Annotated in this window: 15 protein-coding genes and 1 pseudogene; 3 read left to right on the plus strand and 13 right to left on the minus strand. The window is 58.2% G+C overall.

Annotated elements, in window-relative coordinates:
• Positions 1–20: 20 nt before the first annotated feature.
• A complete protein-coding gene (locus ACB028_RS07050) occupies positions 21–320 on the minus strand; it encodes a hypothetical protein (protein WP_042069880.1) in 300 nt (99 codons plus the stop codon).
• The gene (locus tag ACB028_RS07055) at positions 317–1,168 is read right to left on the minus strand and encodes a DMT family transporter (RefSeq protein ID WP_042069877.1); all 852 of its coding nucleotides are present in this window, start codon (positions 1,166–1,168) and stop codon (positions 317–319) included. Before ACB028_RS07055 ends, ACB028_RS07050 begins: the two co-directional genes overlap by 4 nt.
• Before the next feature lie 62 nt (positions 1,169–1,230).
• On the opposite strand from ACB028_RS07055, the gene ACB028_RS07060 reads away from it, so the two are divergent.
• Positions 1,231–1,881, plus strand: coding sequence for a tellurite resistance TerB family protein (locus tag ACB028_RS07060; protein WP_061475716.1), 651 nt, complete (start codon positions 1,231–1,233; stop codon positions 1,879–1,881).
• 7 nt (positions 1,882–1,888) lie between these two features.
• Here the strand turns inward: ACB028_RS07060 and ACB028_RS07065 are convergent.
• Positions 1,889–2,218, minus strand: a pseudogene (locus ACB028_RS07065) (PLP-dependent aminotransferase family protein); the annotation flags it as partial.
• Between the two features lie 95 nt (positions 2,219–2,313).
• Positions 2,314–3,486, minus strand: coding sequence for an MFS transporter (locus tag ACB028_RS07070; RefSeq protein WP_371143853.1), 1,173 nt, complete (start codon positions 3,484–3,486; stop codon positions 2,314–2,316).
• A 304-nt stretch (positions 3,487–3,790) separates the two neighbouring features.
• On the opposite strand from ACB028_RS07070, the gene ACB028_RS07075 reads away from it, so the two are divergent.
• The gene (locus ACB028_RS07075) at positions 3,791–4,798 is read left to right on the plus strand and encodes an HAD family hydrolase (RefSeq protein WP_371143854.1); all 1,008 of its coding nucleotides are present in this window, start codon (positions 3,791–3,793) and stop codon (positions 4,796–4,798) included.
• Between the two features lie 120 nt (positions 4,799–4,918).
• Here the strand turns inward: ACB028_RS07075 and dkgB are convergent, their stop codons facing one another.
• The 7 genes from dkgB to ACB028_RS07110 all read right to left on the minus strand — a co-directional run bounded on the left by dkgB (position 4,919) and on the right by ACB028_RS07110 (position 8,891).
• Positions 4,919–5,725 (minus strand): 2,5-didehydrogluconate reductase DkgB, encoded by an 807-nt coding sequence (gene dkgB / locus ACB028_RS07080; RefSeq protein ID WP_371143855.1) that lies wholly within the window; start codon positions 5,723–5,725, stop codon positions 4,919–4,921.
• An 82-nt stretch (positions 5,726–5,807) separates the two neighbouring features.
• Entirely contained in the window at positions 5,808–6,104 is a 297-nt protein-coding gene (locus ACB028_RS07085) for a putative quinol monooxygenase (RefSeq protein WP_342016763.1), read from the minus strand.
• Between the two features lie 169 nt (positions 6,105–6,273).
• Positions 6,274–7,272: a hypothetical protein gene (locus ACB028_RS07090; RefSeq protein ID WP_371143856.1), complete on the minus strand. Its 999-nt coding sequence runs from the start codon at positions 7,270–7,272 to the stop codon at positions 6,274–6,276.
• 274 nt (positions 7,273–7,546) lie between these two features.
• On the minus strand, positions 7,547–7,783 hold the full coding sequence (locus ACB028_RS07095) for a hypothetical protein (protein WP_371143857.1): 237 nt from the start codon (positions 7,781–7,783) through the stop codon (positions 7,547–7,549).
• 41 nt (positions 7,784–7,824) lie between these two features.
• Positions 7,825–8,187, minus strand: a complete 363-nt coding sequence (locus ACB028_RS07100) for a VOC family protein (RefSeq protein WP_042028646.1) — start codon at positions 8,185–8,187, stop codon at positions 7,825–7,827.
• A gap of 82 nt (positions 8,188–8,269) precedes the next feature.
• Positions 8,270–8,506 carry a hypothetical protein gene (locus tag ACB028_RS07105; RefSeq protein ID WP_042028648.1) on the minus strand — a complete coding sequence of 79 codons (237 nt, stop codon included), beginning with the start codon at positions 8,504–8,506 and terminating at the stop codon, positions 8,270–8,272.
• Positions 8,507–8,510: 4 nt separating this feature from the next.
• Positions 8,511–8,891: a DUF6404 family protein gene (locus ACB028_RS07110; protein WP_042028649.1), complete on the minus strand. Its 381-nt coding sequence runs from the start codon at positions 8,889–8,891 to the stop codon at positions 8,511–8,513.
• 194 nt (positions 8,892–9,085) lie between these two features.
• Here ACB028_RS07110 and ACB028_RS07115 point away from each other — a divergent pair, with 194 nt between their 5' ends.
• Positions 9,086–9,988 (plus strand): LysR substrate-binding domain-containing protein, encoded by a 903-nt coding sequence (locus tag ACB028_RS07115; RefSeq protein WP_223378207.1) that lies wholly within the window; start codon positions 9,086–9,088, stop codon positions 9,986–9,988.
• A 203-nt stretch (positions 9,989–10,191) separates the two neighbouring features.
• On the opposite strand, the gene glpK is transcribed toward ACB028_RS07115, so the two are convergent.
• Positions 10,192–11,694: a glycerol kinase GlpK gene (gene glpK, locus ACB028_RS07120; protein WP_042028651.1), complete on the minus strand. Its 1,503-nt coding sequence runs from the start codon at positions 11,692–11,694 to the stop codon at positions 10,192–10,194.
• 29 nt (positions 11,695–11,723) lie between these two features.
• A complete protein-coding gene (locus ACB028_RS07125; protein WP_042069858.1) occupies positions 11,724–12,578 on the minus strand; it encodes an MIP/aquaporin family protein in 855 nt (284 codons plus the stop codon).
• Positions 12,579–13,037: the final 459 nt, after the last annotated feature.

A 13,037-nucleotide genomic window follows, 5' to 3' on the forward strand; every position in this document is an offset into this window, starting at 1 on the left:
GTACTCTCCTTGATCCGGGTTCATTGCCGGTAACTCTTGCGGTAGATTTCTGCCTGCTGGCAGGGGGGCAGGTCGCCAAGGGCAGGGCGTTTGTTGCCCTCCCGCTGGCCGAAGCTGGCGAACTCCTGCTGGCACTTGGCGGCCTTGCCGCCCGCCTTGATGCAGGCGTCGATCCGCTGTTGCTTGCCCTGTTCGACCAGCTGTTGCTGGGCCTGCTGGCAGGCGGCATCCAGCTTGGCCTGTTTAGCATCCCTGTCCTCCACTGCGGCCAGCAGGGGGAGCGAGAGGGCACAACCGAGCAGCAGTACGAGCATCTTCATGATGATTTTTCTCCTGAAGGGGGGCGTCCGGCAATCACCAGGGCAATCCCCCCCAAGATGCCCAGGGTCGACAATACCAAGCGCAGTGACCAGGACTCATCCAACCAGATGAGCCCGGCCAGGGCGGCGAGCAGGGGCACCAGCAGCTGGACGCTGGCGGCCAGGGTGCGGCCAAGATGAGGCAGCACCAGATACCAGAGTGCATAACCCAGGCCGGAGGCCAGCGCTCCCGAGGCCAGGGCATAACCGATGGCGGCGGGGCTGGTCTGCAACTGCCCGAGCAACAGATAGAGCAGGGCGGCCGGCAGACTTGCGCGCAGAAAATGGCCGGCATTGGCGGCGACGGGATCGGCAAAGCGCGAGGCCCGCAGGGTATAACCGGCCCAGGCGATGCCGGCCACTATCATCAGGGTTGCCCCCAGCGGATCCGGCGCGCTGAGGCCGGGTAGCAACAAGACCACCAGACCCGCCATGGCGAGCAGCAGACCGAGCCACTGGCGCCGGGGCAGGGCCTCTCCACGCAGCAGGGGGGGAGCCAGCATGCTGATCTGCACGGCGGCAAATAGCAGCAGGGCGCCGGTGCCCGTGGTCAGGGTGAGGTAGGAAAATGAAAACGCCGCGCCATAAATGACAAGAGCCAGGGCACCGCCCCAATCCCCCTGGCGGGGGGATTTTTTGCGCGCGCCGCACAGCAGCACCAGTACCAGGGCGCCGCTGGTCAGGCGCAACAGGGTGAAGAGGGCGGGATCCATCCGCTCTTCAAACAGGGCCAGCCGACAGAGCACCGAGTTGGCGGCGAACGCCATCAGGGTCAGCAGAGTCAGTAACAGCAGGCGGGGCAGTGGCATCCATTCACCTTGAGTTCAGTGGGGGAGGTTCAGCATGGTTCACCATCCAACGAGGAGGTCCCATGAAACAAATGCTGGAGCAATTGATGGGAGCTGGCAAGGGCTGGCTCAACGAAGGCGGCGACAGCCGCAAGGCGCAGATGAAGGGGATGGCTCAGGGTGGCCTGGCGGCCGGGGCCATGGCCCTGCTGCTTGGCAACAAGAAGATGCGCAAATATGGTGGCAAGGTGGCGGCGGTCGGTGGGGCGGCGGCCCTCGGCGGTCTGGCCTACAAGCTCTATCAGGATTGGCAGGCACAGCAGGGCAGCCCGGCGCAGCCGACCCAGCCCATCGGCACCTTGCAGGGCAACGCGCTGGATGCCAGAGCCGCTTTGCTGGTGCGGGCCATGGTGGCGGCGGCCCGGGCCGATGGCCATATCGATAACGACGAGCGCCAGAAGATCCAGCAGTATCTGACCGAACAGGGCCAGAGCGATGCGGCGCGCTGGATTGATGATGAACTGGCCCGTCCCCTCGATCCCCACGCCCTGGCGCGGGAAGTGACCGACATGGAGCTGGCCACCGAGGTCTATCTTGCCTCCCTGCTTGCCATCGACGTGGATCACTTTATGGAGCGCGGTTATCTGGACGAGCTGGCGCGCGCCCTCAAGCTCGATGACAACCTCAAAGGCAGCATAGAGCGCCAGGTGGCCCAGCTGGATGCCCCCGCCTGATCCCCGGTTAGTACATGGATTGTCGATAAGGCCCCGTTACGGGGCCTTGTTGTTTTTTGGGGGGAATGGCGTCCAGCTGCTGGTGGATAAGCTCTGCCAGCCGGGTGAGAGCCCCCTCCAACTGCTCGCTCCAGGGATGGGAGCTGTTGAGCCGCAGGCAGTGGTTGTGCAGCCCCTTGCTGGAAAAGAGCGCGCCTGGCGCCAGCGAGAAACCGCTGACCAGCGCCCGGGCGTGCAGGGAGCGGCTGTCGAGGCGCGGGTCAAACTCGAGCCAGAGAAAGTAGCCGCCGTCGGGGGAGGAGAGGCGCGCCTCAGGCAGCAGGCGCAACAGGGCCGCCGATGAGGATCTCAAGGAGTCTTGAGCCATTGCCATCTTGCCAATGAAAAAGGCCGACACAGGATGTCGGCCTTCTCGTTTTGTTGCGTGGCGGACTAGATTGCCAGCGCCAGTCTGGCTTCACGCTTCTCGCTGATATGGGTGAGGCCGTAGGCCAGCAGCACGATCAGCGCGCCGATCCAGGGGGTGTGCATCAGGCCGAGGTGCTCCACCACCAGGCCGCCGACCACGGAGCCCAGCGCAATGCCGACGTTGAAGGCGGCGATATTGAGGCCGGAGGCTACGTCCACCGCCCTTGGAGTGTGCTGCTCGGCCTGTTTGACCACCAGCACCTGCAGCCCGGGTACGTTGCCAAAGGCAAAGGCGCCCCACACCAGCACGGTGAGCACTGCTAGCATCGGATGGGGGGCGGTGAAGGTGAGCACCAGCAGCACCAGCGCGAGACCGGCAAACAGCAGCTTCAGCGCTGGCAGGGGGCCCATCTTGTCCGCGAGCTTGCCGCCCCAGATATTGCCGACGGCGACCGATACCCCGTATACCAGCAAAATGAGGCTCACCACGCCGGCGCTAAAACCGCTCACCTGCTGCAGGATGGGGGCGAGGAAGGTGAACGCCGTGAAGGCGCCGCCATAGCCCAGCGCCGTCTTGGCATAGACCAGCAGCAAGGGCTTTTTGGTGAGCACGGAGAGCTGATCGCGGATAGTCGAGGCCGCCCCCTTGGGCAGGTTATTGGGGATCAGCAGCAGGCTGCCCACCATGGCGACGATCCCGAGCAGGCTCACCACCAGAAAGGTCTCGCGCCAGCCAAACGCCTGGCCAATCCAGGTACCGAGCGGCACGCCGGTCACCAGGGCCACGGTGAGGCCGCTGAACATGATGGCGATGGCGCTGGCCGCCTTTTCTTTGACTACCAGCCCGGTGGCGATGGTGCTGCCCACCGAGAAGAAGACCCCATGAGCCAGCCCAGTGAGGATGCGGGCCACAATCAGGCTCTCGTAACCGGGCGCCTGCCAGGCCAGCAGGTTGCCGGCGGTGAAGAGCGCCATCAGCCCCACCAGCAGCCACTTGCGCGGCACCTTGCCGGTGAGTGCCGTGAGCAGAGGGGCGCCGATGGCCACGCCAAGGGCATAGAGGCTGACCAAGAGGCCCGCCGAGGGAAGCGAGACCTGAAGCTGGTCGGCGATGGTGGGAATGAGCCCCACGATCACGAATTCGGTGGTGCCGATCGCAAAGGCACTTAAGGTGAGGGCAAACAACGCCAGTGGCATAACAACTCCTTGGATGGTGACTCCCGACGGGAGAATGGCGCCAGTATGCCGAGGCAGTTTGTTGGCAAAAATGACGGCATATTCAAATGACTTTTGATCAATTCGCATCAATCTGGCCGTTAATCGCCTTCTCCCCCTGGCTTGCTGTGGCTATTGGCAGTGGTGTCATATTGCACTCGTTGGGCGTTGGGGTAAGCTCCGGTAGATGGTTTAGGTGCTGGTGCAGGAGTGGCCCGGATACATGACGGGGGATGTCGCTCAGGGCTGCCAGTCATGGCTTTTCCCTTGCAAAACAGGACACAAGATGAAACTGACCGGACTATCCTCCCTTCTTTTGCTGTGCGGTGCCTTTGCCGCCCAGGCCGCCCCGCAAGATCCCCTCTTCGCCTGGAATGACACAACCACCAAGCAGGCGATCATCAAATGGGTGGCCGATGCCACGGATCAGCAAAAAGCCACCTTTATCCCGGAAGATAAGCGCTTTGTAGTGTTTGATAATGACGGCACCCTGTGGCCTGAGGCGCCCCTGACGTTTCAGCTGCAGTTTGCGATAGACGAGATTAAGCGTCTGGCGCCAGACCACCCTGAGTGGAAAAAAGAGCCCGTCGTCGCCGCTGTGCTGAACGATGATCTCAAGGCTCTGACCAGGATGGGGGAGAAGGGGCTTGTGCAACTGGTGGCCCTGACGCACAGCGGCATGACCACCACGGAATTTGCCAAGCGGGTGAACAACTGGGTGAGCAGCAAAAAAGATCCCCGCTATGGCTGCCACTACAACCAGCTTGGCTATCTGCCGATGAAGCAGCTGCTCACCTATCTGCGGGAAAACGGCTTCAAGACCTGGATTGTCTCCGGTGGTGGCGCCGACTTTATCCGGGAGCTGGCGGAGCCTATGTATGGCATACCGCCGCAGCAGGTGGTGGGGTCGTTTGCGCAAGGGGAGTTTACCCTGACGGAGGATGGGTCAGCGATCCGCAAGACCATGACGGGGGCCTACTATGACGATGGCAAGGCCAAACCGGCGGCCATCCACCTCTTTATGGGACAGCGCCCGGTGGCGGCCTTTGGCAACAGCGATGGCGATGTGCCCATGCTGCAGTACACCTCGACCAACCCCGACTACCGTACCTTTGGTCTGCTGGTCCACCACACGGACGCCAAGCGGGAATATGCCTATGACAGTCACCCTCCGGCCAGCGGCAAGCTGGTCGATGGGTTGGCTCAGGCGAAGGCGCGGGGCTGGGTGGTGGTTGACATGAAGTCGGACTGGAACCAAGTGTTTGATCCTGCGCTCTGCCCAAATGCACCCTAAGGGGAGGCGATTGACGGGGCGTGATAAAGCAGCAAGCGGGATCTATCCCGCAAATCCGGGCGAAGGCGGGAGCGCCTTCGCCCGGCTTGTTTTTGGCTACCAGGGGCGTTACATCCCGGCTTAGTTATCCCAGGCGGGGGCAAAGTCCGGGTTGGCGCAGCGCTCGCCTCGATCCAGGGTGGCGATGACAGCCATCTCATCGCTGCTGAGCGTCACCTTGAGGGCGGCCAGATTGGCGATCAGGTTCTCCCGCCTGGTGGAGCTCGGGATCACCGCCATGCCCTGCGCCAGCAGCCAGGCGAGCGACACTTGGGCCGCAGAGACGCCGTGGCGCTTGCCGATCTCCATCAACAGCGGTTCACTCAGCACCTTGCCATAGGCGAGCGGCATATAGGCGGTGACGGCGATGCCCTGTGCCTGGCAGAACTCCACCACCTTGCGGTTTTGCAGCAGGGGGTGAACTTCCACCTGCTGGTGGGTGATGGCGCCCGGCCCCAGAATGTCGATGGCCTCTTTAAGCTGGGCAACGGTGAAGTTGGAGACCCCGATCTCGCGGGTCAGCCCCCGCGCTTTGGCCTCGGCCAGCTGTGTCAGATAGACCGCCATCGGCACCTCATCCCTGGGGGAAGGCCAGTGGATCAGCGCCAGATCCAGATAGTCGGTGCCCAGTTTTTCGAGACTCACCTCCAGGCTCGGGATCACCTTGCCCTGGCCAAACTCGCTGGTCCACACCTTGGTGGTCAGGTAGATATCCTGGCGGGGCACGCCGCTCTCGGCCATCAGCTGGCCCACTTCGGCCTCGTTGGCGTAGATCTGGGCGGTGTCGATATGGCGGTAGCCAAGCTCAAGCCCCTGCAGCAGGGAGTCACGCAGGGGTTGCCCGGACAGGCGGAAGGTTCCAAGACCCAGGTTGGGCATCTTCATCATGCTATTCCTCAAATTGGTTGGCCCCTCTTTACAGATCAAAGGGCAGGGGGGGCTTTGTGTCGTCGTCAGGGATACGAGCCATTCAGGTACCCAGCGGCTGATAACGGCGAATGGTGCTGTCGGCAAACCAGGGATCGGTCTTGGCGAGAAACTCGATAAAGTGGGGTTGGCTCTGGTGAGTGGTGAGGGCGGCTTCACTCTCCCACACCTCGTAGAGCATCCAGCTGTGGGGATGCTCCAGATCCTGATGCAGTTGATAGTGCAGGCAGCCCGACTCCTGCAAGGTGGCCGCGATCAAGGGGCCCAAGGCGGCGCGAAACTGGGCGGCAAATTCGGGTTTGGCCTCAAGCTGGGCAATCACAATTACGGGCGATGACATCTGAACCTCCTTGCAAAAACGAAGGGTCAGTATGAATGCGAGGCTGGCAGGGAAAAAGGGGCACTATTGCAATAGTGAATTGAGAGGCGTGCAACAATATCTTTTATCAGAAATATAAACACAATAAGGCACCATAATATGATATGGTGCCTTGCTTATTAAACTATGCTCATATACTCACTTCTGGAATTTTTACTTCATCAACTGGCTCAAATCCTTTTGTTTTTTTAAAGTTTACGTTGTGAATGAAATTATTCATTGCATCGGATGGGTCAACATATTCCATGTTTAATTTTGAAATTCCATCACGCGTAATGTAAACAGAAAGAAGAGACTGTTGCTCTAGGTGACCAGTACTTTTATTTAATAAGTGGTCTTCTGCATTGATTAGTATTTTATCATCAGGTAATATAGAAAATATCTCATTCGCTACTCTTAATATGACACTGCAAACGTAATCCTGATAAATTTCATTAAAGCGACTGATAGGCATGGATTTTATAGACAGCTTTCCACTTTTCAAAAGTGTCTTTTGCTCTTTAGGGATAATATCGGCGCCATGGACATTTATAGTGATTATTAATAATCCATTCTCTCGAATAGTGAAGTTCACTCCGGAGCCAAGATAGTCTATTTCTGAAAATGGATTAAGCTCTTTGATGATATCTATTTTTGAACTTATATCGCCATTCAATAATCTTCTTGCCAGAGAGACTCTTTCTTTCCATTCCTCGACATCATTGTGCCATTGAGAAAGGTTAGTGCTGTTTATTTGCGTATCTTTAACTTTCGCTATAGAGACGTCTTTTTCTAATTGTTGTCTTTTGGATATTGTGTTTCCGAGGAGTTTATCTATGAAGCTGGGTACGAAACTATTTAGTCTTGCGATAGCTTGACGTTCATTGTGATTTACTATAGGCGGTTTTATTGGTTCTTGAGATATTGATATTTTTAACCAGTCTACAATATCGCCACAATCCTTATGTATTGATTGAATGACATCAATGTGGTTTTCAAACACATCTACTTCGTATGTGGCCTTTTCTAATTCCTGCATTTTTTCGTAGGCTATTTGATCTTTCAGTAGTTCTTTTTGCCTACGTTTAGCATTTCTATCAGCTCTTTTCGCTGCTGCATTTATTGAACGTAACGTCCCCTTCCAACCCACTGTATCCCTCCTGTTTCGTCAAATGCTGATGAGCTAATATGATGTTTTTCATATGTTTAATATGACAATTTTAGTCATTGTTTAACTTTGCCTATATTGTATTTCTGCTCTCAATCACAAAGCTTGGTAACAAAGGAATATGATACGTGATTTTGTGTTTGTATTGGCAGCTTGGATGTCAAAATTGTGAGTTATATCAATAGAGTGAGGAAAGGTAAAAAACAACGAATTGGTATATGGTGCCCCCTTAGTCAATACTTCTATCATATGCAGTCTACTGGAACTCTTCCCCCTGATTTTCCAGCGTCTCCAGACCGCATTGTTCACACACCACATAACGGTCTAGCAGTTCAAGCGCCGCAATGCCGTGGCCCCCAATTCCGGAGAAAAAGCCGCTGAGAAAGGCCCTGAATTGCCCACGCTTTGTGTCGGGATAGGGGGAGGGTTTTTGTCTGATCTTCTCTCTGTGTTCGGTATCCATTTCGCAGCGAGGGCAAAACTGTTTGCTCATCTGGCTTCCTCTTGTGTGGATAATTGGCCGGCCTGTGACTATCAGGCGCTGGCCGGCTCCGACCAGACGGCAAATTCATTACCGCTGGGCTCGGTAAAGTGAAAGCGGCGGCCACCGGGAAAGTCAAAGAGCGGTCGTACTATGCTGCCGCCAGCGCTGGCCACCTTGGCCTGAGTCGCTTCAATATTGGCGCTGTAAAACACCAGGAGAGCCCCGCCTTGCGCGCTCTGGCTGCAGAGATCGGCGCGATAGAAACCGCCGTCGAGCCCTTCCCCGGCAAAGGCACAGTAGTCAGGGCCGTAATCGGCAAACTGCCAGCCAAAGGCGGCCTGAAAGAAGGCCTTGGTGGCGGCGAGATCCCTGGCGGCAAACTCCACATAGTTCAGTTTTTCATGGGCTTTCATCTGGGTTGCTCCCTGCTGGTCGATGGTTCGCCGGCTTATCCGCGCGGTGTCGATGAGTTGATGATGGCAGAAGAAAGCTTGCCTATTGAAACTCCTCGCCCTGATTGGCCAGGGTATCGAGCCCGCATCTGGTGCAGACCAGATAGCGGTCGACCTGATCCATGGCGGCGATGCCGCTCATGCTTGAGCCGGAAAAAAGACCGCTGAGAAAGGCCTTGAGGACCCCGCGGGGAGACTCCTCGTGGTGCTGAATCTTGGGCAGGATCCGCTCGCGGTGATCGGTCTCAACCCCGCAGCGGGGACAAAATTGGTTGAACATGGGGTCACTCATGGATGGTGGGGGTCGTTGTCGTGGGGGCCAGCTGCTCCCACGGGGTCAATTTCAGCTGTTTGCGCCTTATTCCTATGCTGCTTGCCATCAGCAGACCGAAGAGGGCAGCAAACAGGGCTGTCTGGCGCAGGGCGTCAACGGGTTCTATTTCAGTGCCATGCCAGCTGAACAGCCACATTAACAGACCCCAGATCAGCCCGGCGCTGATGCCAAATCCCAGCAGGTTGGCAAGCCAGCTCTGATAGTGGGGTGGCTTGACCGGGTAACCGAGCCTGCGCAGCAGTCTGAACAGGAGAGGAGCGTAATGGGATTGCCATACACCCCTGCTGGCAAGCTCCTGATGGGCGGCGGCCAGTCGCTCTTCGAATGTCATGGGTCTCTCTTGGTGAGTATGTGTGGCGCCATACGATGCCTGATGGCGGGCATTCTACCCATAAGCCCGATGGATAGATGGGTTGGCCATCACGTTATTGGCGAGGATTTTGCGGTTGGTGGCGTCCCGCTGGCCTTGCCAGTGCATGGCCAACGCGCCTATAAAGGCCCATTACTCTTGCCGGAATAACAGCAATGAAGACCCATTCTGATGAACTGACCCTGTTTGTGGCCGTGGTGGAGGCGGGCAGTTTTCGCCAGGCGGCGGAAAACCTCGGTATGGACAACTCGGTGGTGAGCCGCGGCATCAAGCGGCTCGAGGAGAAGCTCGCCACCGTGCTGCTCAATCGCACCACCCGGCGGGTCAGTCTGACCGAGGAGGGGAGCTGGTTCTATCAGCGGGCGGTGAAGATCCTGACCGAGATGAGCGAGGCGGAGGGGCTGCTGCTGATGCGGCGCGAACAGCCGGAGGGGATCTTGCGGGTCGATGCCGCCACCCCCTTCATCCTGCATCGACTGGTGCCCATTATCGGCGAGTTTCGCCGCCGTTATCCGGGGATAGAGCTGCAACTGCACAGCTCGGAGGGTTTCATCAACCTGATGGAACGGCGGGTGGACATGGCCATTCGCATCGGCGAGCTGAGCGACTCCTCTCTGCGCGCCCTGCCGCTCGGGCGATCCAGATTGCGGCTGCTGGCGTCCCCCGACTATTTGCGCGAGTATGGCACCCCGCGCCAGCCGGCGGATCTGCTGAGCGGGCACGAACTGCTCGGCTTTTTGCACCCCGATCACCTCAACCACTGGCCGCTCTTGAGCCAAGAGCAGGGGGATCGCTTTCCCATTACCCCGACCCTGCGGGCCAGCAGCGGTGAAACTCTGCGCCAGCTGGCGCTGGCGGGGCAGGGGATTGTCTGCCTGTCGGACTTTATGACCGGGCCGGATCGGGCGAGTGGCGCCCTGGTGGAGGTGCTGGCGCGCAGCAACAGCGGCGCCTCGCGCCCCATCAATGCGGTCTTCTACTCAGATGCCCAGCGGGATATCCGGCTGCGGGTCTGGCTCGATTTTTTAAAGGAGCAATTAGGCAGCCACACCCTGTAAGGGCTGAACAGAGCTGGACGGGATACTGGTGCCAACCCATTCCCGGCCTTTGGCAGGCTAGAGGTGAGCATGGATGGCTTGATGGTTCAATGACGCAGGTGGTCATCAAGGCAGAACACGCACAGAGCGCGAGATAAAAAAGAGGCCGACATCGCTGTCGGCCTCTTGGCATGTTTGTTTCCAAAAAGATGTCGGCTAGCCGATCAATCCTCTTCGGCCCAGCGGCGGGAACGTTCGACGGCTTTCTTCCAGCCGTTGTAGCGTTTGGCGCGCTCGTCACGGTCCATCTGCGGGATAAACTCTCTGTCCACGCTGAACTTGTCTTCCAGCTCGTCCGAGCTCTTCCAGAAGCCGACGGCGAGGCCTGCCAGGAAGGCGGCGCCCATGGCGGTGGTCTCGATACGGGTCGGACGCACTACCGGGGTGTGCATCATGTCGGACTGGAACTGCATCAGGAAGTCGTTGGCGACCGCGCCACCGTCCACTTTCAGGGCTGCCAGCTTGATGCCGGAGTCCTGCTGCATCGCATCCAGCACGTCGCGGCTCTGGTAGGCGATGGATTCCAGTGCGGCACGGATGATGTGGTTGCGGTTGGCGCCACGGGTCAGGCCGACCATGGTGCCGCGAGCATACGGATCCCAGTAGGGGGCACCCAGACCGACGAAGGCCGGCACCAGGTAGACGCCGTTGGTGTCGCCCACCTTGGAGGCGAAGTAGTCGGTGTCGCGAGCATCATGAATGATCTTGAGCTCGTCACGCAGCCACTGGATGGTGGCGCCGCCCATGAACACGGCCCCTTCCAGCGCGTAGTTCACTTCCCCTTTCGGGCCGATGGCGACCGTGGTCAGCAGGCCGTTGTTGGAGCGAACCGGCTCGGTACCGGTGTTCATCAGCATGAAGCAGCCGGTGCCGTAGGTGTTCTTGGCCATCCCTTTTTCGAAGCAGAGCTGGCCGAACAGGGCGGACTGCTGGTCACCGGCGATACCGGCGATGGGGATGCGGGAGCCGCCACCACGGGTGGTGTAGCCATACACCTCGGAGGAGGGCTTCACTTCCGGCAGCATGGACATGGGGATGCCCAGCTCGTCCAGCATGCGCTGATCCCACTTCAGGTCGCGGATGTTGTAGAGCATGGTGCGCGAGGCGTTGGTCGGGTCGGTGACATGCACTTCACCGTTGGTCATCTTCCACACCAGCCAGGTGTCGATGGTGCCGAACAAGAGCTCGCCGTTCATCGCCTTCTCGCGGGCCCCTTCCACGTTGTCGAGGATCCACTTCACCTTGGTGCCGGAGAAGTAGGCATCCAGCACCAGACCGGTGTTTTCGCGCACGTACTCTTCGAGGCCCCGGGCTTTGAGCTCTTCACAGATGGCCGCGGTGCGGCGGCACTGCCAGACGATGGCGTTGTAGATGGGTTTGCCGGTGGCCTTTTCCCATACCACTGTGGTTTCACGCTGGTTGGTGATGCCGATGGCGGCGATCTCTTCGCTGCGCAGGCCAGTCTTGGCCAGTACTTCGGTAAAGACGGAGGATTGGGTCGCCCAGATCTCCATCGGGTCGTGCTCTACCCAGCCCGCTTTCGGGTAGTGCTGGGTGAATTCGCGCTGGGAGGTGCCGACGATGTTGGCATCCTGATCGAAGACGATGGCACGGGAGGAGGTGGTACCCTGGTCCAGAGCGACGACATATTTCTTTTCAGCAGACATGATGTTCTCCACGTTTTATGGGGCCGCTCTTACGCGGCGGCCTCTTCTTTGGCTTTGGCGGTTTGGGTGGCTTGCTCGGTGGTGGCAACACGGTTGCCCGGCACACAGGGGGCCAATACTTTCACATAGAGGGCGGCACCAATCTGGGCACCGACGATGGGGCCAAGGATGGGTACCCAGAAGTAGGGGTTGTCACGACCACCGGTCAGGGCCACATCACCCCAGCCAGCGAAGAAGGCAAACAGCTTGGGACCGAAGTCACGGGCCGGGTTCATGGCAAAACCGGTTAACGGGCCAAGGGAGGCGCCGATCACCGCGATCAGGATACCGATCAGCAGGGCGGCGGCGAAACCTTTGGGGGCACCGTTATTGTTGTCGCACAGCGCCAGAATGCCCAGCATCAGCACGGCGGTGATCACCAGCTCGACCGCGAAGGCCTGCAGGTTGGAGATCAGGGCATTGGGGTAGGTAGAGAAGATGCCGGCGGTGCCGAGGCTCTCGATGCTGCCGCGTGCCACGTTATGGGTCACTTCCCACTGGGTGAAAAGGTTACCATACAGGAAGTAGACAAGGGCGGCGAAGCAGAAGGCACCTGCCATCTGGGCGATGATGAAGGGCACCACCTTGCGTTTGTCAAAGCCGGCGAAGGTCATCAGCGCCAGGGTGACGGCCGGGTTCAGGTGGGCACCTGAAATACCGCCGGTCACATAGATGGCAATGGCCACGCCAAGGCCCCAGGTAATGGAAATTTCCCACTGACCAAAATTGGCGCCTGCCAGCACCAGGGCGGCCACACATCCTACGCCGAAGAAAATCAGCAGGCCGGTGCCGATAAACTCGGCAATGCATTCACCAAGCAGGGTATTGGGTCTTTGTATGCTCATATCTGTATTCCTCGTATCCACCCGTAGTAGAGGTTTGATGTTCTGTTATTGTCGATGTTCCGTTTTATCGTTTTTCTATCTATCTGTTGCGTCCGGAAACGTTTCCCTGTTTTTTCTCACCTTACGCAAACGTTATGCTCGTTTTTGTTCGTTATCGGACGTGTGAGAAAATAACCCGTCCCGCCGAATTCACCATCCCCCCGCCATGGGAAATGTGGGCAAGATCCCACTCATTGCTAAGAAAATGTGACGTAAAGCAACCTGATAACGACTAATTACCCCCAAGGTGGTAGTCTCTATCCCTTGCCGTACAAGGGGTTGCGCTTGATGATTGATTTCTCATTTGAGGCTTTTTGTTTGTAATAAATCTGCAATATTTGAGCATGTGTCACAGAACTTGTGAGCGTTTATGCGCACAATTGGCTCGCTTTCGAATTTGAGGACTCACTCGATTCGTCA

The organism is Aeromonas sp. S9(2024) (assembly GCF_041403185.1).
Lineage (GTDB): Bacteria > Pseudomonadota > Gammaproteobacteria > Enterobacterales > Aeromonadaceae > Aeromonas > Aeromonas enteropelogenes.